The 802-nt window shown below is 64.6% G+C and carries 1 pseudogene; it reads right to left on the minus strand.

Annotated features, from left to right (window positions below):
- Positions 1 to 802 (minus strand): annotated as a pseudogene (locus tag ACNFG0_RS22820) (RHS repeat protein); the annotation flags it as partial.

An 802-nucleotide genomic window follows, 5' to 3' on the forward strand; every position in this document is an offset into this window, starting at 1 on the left:
ACATGCGGCAGGTGACGGCCTTGTTGGCCGGCGTTGGCCATTTCACGGCCGGTGGCGCTGATGAGTTGGTAGAGGCTGTCGTAGGTGTAGGTGTTTTCCGGTACCACCTTCTGGTTGCGCCAGAACCGGGTGGCTTCGGCATCGTTGCGGATCTTGAGCACATTGCCGACCGGGTCGTAGGCGTAGCGCAGGTCCTGCAGCACCTTGGCGCCGCTGGCATGGCCCGTCGGGCGTTCGGTCTTGATACTGGCCAGACGCTGGGTCATGGGTTCGTAGGTGTAGGTGGTCACCACGCCGTTGCCATGTTCCTCGCGCAGCTTCTGCCCGGTCGCCGCGTAGCTCACGGCCTTGACGATCGTTTGTTCGGCCTTGCCCTTGATCGTCAGCCAACTGCCGCTGAGCTGGCCGGCCACGTCATAGGCCACGCGTTGCAGGTTGCCTGCGGCATCGAGGGTCGTCACCTGCGTGCCTGTCGCGTCCGTCGTGCTCTGGGTCGTATAGACCTCAAGGGCCAGTCGGGTGTCCCAATCAGAGGCACCTTCGCCCTGCCAGTCGGCGGCGATATCAGGGTTGTCGGCATTCTTGAGCAGCTGCCGGGTCACCGCGCTCGGCACACCGGTCAAGGTGATGCTGGTCGTTTTCACCAGCCCAGCCGGGTCGTAATGACTGACCGCTTGCCCGACCAGGTTATGGGCTTGCGCTTGTGCTGTGGTGTCGGCCCAGACGAACCGTTCGGTCACTCGCGCCTCGCTGTCGCCCACCTGTTCCGTCACGCTCAGCGGTCGGCCAGCCAGCGCCGGGG

Source organism: Pseudomonas sp. NY15372 (assembly GCF_048068215.1).
GTDB lineage: Bacteria > Pseudomonadota > Gammaproteobacteria > Pseudomonadales > Pseudomonadaceae > Aquipseudomonas > Aquipseudomonas guariconensis_A.